We start from the raw sequence: 2,240 nt of genomic DNA, 5'->3' as shown, positions 1-2,240 counted from the left end.
TAGACTCACTTCTGCGCATAACTAGACTCACGATTTTCGTTATCCACAGGGTTTGACCTGCGGGAATATAGTTATCCACAGGTCCCTATATACTAGTACTCTAGTAGAACTAATATAGGGGGCAGCCGTTCTGGTGGCAAGAATCACATTGACACCCTTCTTCCGGACGTGGATAATTCTCCCGCCTCGCCTTCGGCTCGTTGGGCTGCCGCACCAATCCCCGCTGGGGATTGGCTTGCCCCCAAACCTCATGGGGCACCACCGAAGACCTCAAAGGGGCAAACCTCGGCATCCAGACCTGGATCCACTCACCACCCCCACACCGTCGTAACTAACGCGTGCCCTCATAGCCTCAAAAACACCCCCAGCAAGCCTGTAGAAGCCCCAAAACCCCCAACACCACCTTGGGCACTTCCAATGCCCCACAGTGCTTCTAAAGCCTCAATCAGCGCTACTCGAACCCCTCATCGCAATCTGCCACCCCTCACGGTCGGCCAGAAGCTTCAAAACCACCCCTCACAGCCCTCCTGACGGCCTAAAACCGCAAAAAGGACCAAGGGGACGCCAAGGAGATTCCCAACGCCACACAGCAGCTTATAGCGCGTTCCCACAAGCACAGCGCGCGCACTTAGCCTCTACGGAAGCAGGTGAAAGCTCTAGAGACGAGTCACCAGACCCCGTTTGGTCGTGATGGACTGCCCATGACGCACCTCCCGGCGTACCGATTCCGCCTCCCATCGTCCGACCGCCTTCGCAGCGGCGATATTTGCTACCCCCTGTAGACTCCAAAGCGAAAAAGGAAATGATTAGGGGACGTGCTGTTATCCACGGCCCACCCTGCACGGTCTATAGGAGGGGGTATAAACAATGAGCACACCCACAATGAACCAAACACCGAAGCGCCGGATCATCGCCACACTCCCCTCCGGCGAGAAGATCTACGAAGCCAGGATTTACGACCCCACGAAGACCATCGAGAAAGCCTGGGCCCAAGTCGGACAACACCTCATGCAGGCAATGGATTACTATCACCCGACGATGCGTATAGCGGGCGAACCTTTCACACAGGAGCCTTCCACAGGTGCCGCCTACGCTATGCAGCTTTTTCAGCACCAAGGCCCATTACCTCCTGCTGCTGAACTCATCCAATACGAACAAGCTCTCCCCGGCGTTGCCAACCGGATTGTTGTCATGGCGGAGCAGACTGTAAAAGCGGCAAACTCGGCTACTCTCTCCGAATCTGAGGTCAACAACGCCACCGCTCAAGCCATCCACGAAGACGCTAAGTCCGTGAAACGTGGCCAGTACCTGTATGCAGGAATCGCGGCAGGATGCCTTATAGCCGCCTTCTTTCTAGCATTTAGTGGCCGCACAGAACCCGCTGTTTTCTTCGGCATCTTTGGTCTCATCAACGCGGCGGGCGTCTTGATAGTCCCGTCCCGTCACACAAAGTGGTTCTCACGAGGTCCAAAAGAGTAAAAGACTCCTAGAACAGCGGTGACTGTGAAGCACTCCTCACCGCACCCCACGACCCGGCAGGCGCGCCGCCACCCTAGGGGAAAATCCACAGACATCCCCGATTGAAGGGCTGTCTTCAGAAGAGGTGGAGAGTGATGTATGATCTGGTAGAGCTTCTTAACAAGAAGAGGTCGGAAAGGAAAACCTCCGCGATGTTCCAGCATCGCGGAGGCCAACAATAAAATGAAAGACAACCATGAAGCATACACGTTCTCACACCGTAGGCAAGTCGGCCGATTCTGGTGCCCTGACCTCGGAGGTAGAGGTTGGTTACACTACCCGTGTGCTTGTTCAAGCTTTGTTCCCGTACCGAAAGCCGCAGGACGACAAGATCGTCGCCCGAGCTGGCAACACTCAGATCACGATTTATTCGCCCGATGGTCTTCCCTATGGGAAGTACCCTAGGCTAATCATGGCGTATCTGATCACCCAGGCAGTGCTGCGCAAGGGGCTTCCTGAGGATGAGGCTCGTCGGATTCCTCTGGGGAGTTCGATGAATGAGTTCATGGAGTTGATGGGGCTCAGCATGCGAGGTAACGGTGGACCTCGGGGGACCATTGGGATTCTCCGCGAGCAGTTGAATCGTCTCGCGACCAGCAGTATCACTGTCCGAAAGATCTATGACAAGGGCACAGATCGTGACTCTCTGAGCAATGTCAGCATTGTTGATGAGATGGACGTGTGGTTTAGCCATGACCCTGATCAGGCAACCGTCGAGGGGT

General features: G+C 55.4%; 2 protein-coding genes. Both read left to right on the top strand.

The window, feature by feature from the left end; genetic code table 11:
- The first annotated feature begins 867 nt into the window (after window positions 1-867).
- Window positions 868-1,479: a DUF2335 domain-containing protein gene (locus B140_RS13575; protein WP_083912343.1), complete on the top strand. Its 612-nt coding sequence runs from the start codon at window positions 868-870 to the stop codon at window positions 1,477-1,479.
- A 235-nt stretch (window positions 1,480-1,714) separates the two neighbouring features.
- A partial coding sequence (locus B140_RS12770) for a replication protein RepA (protein ID WP_244874432.1) occupies window positions 1,715-2,240 on the top strand: 526 nt, incomplete at its 3' end.

Origin of the sequence: Corynebacterium mastitidis DSM 44356, assembly GCF_000375365.1 — a bacterium.
GTDB lineage: Bacteria > Actinomycetota > Actinomycetes > Mycobacteriales > Mycobacteriaceae > Corynebacterium > Corynebacterium mastitidis.
This window is presented reverse-complemented; position numbering and strand designations above follow the sequence as displayed.

Excerpts from the sequence above, each read along its gene's own strand:
- B140_RS13575 (WP_083912343.1), top strand. The coding sequence starts at position 868 with ATGAGCACACCCACAATGAACCAAACACCGAAGCGCCGGATCATCGCC.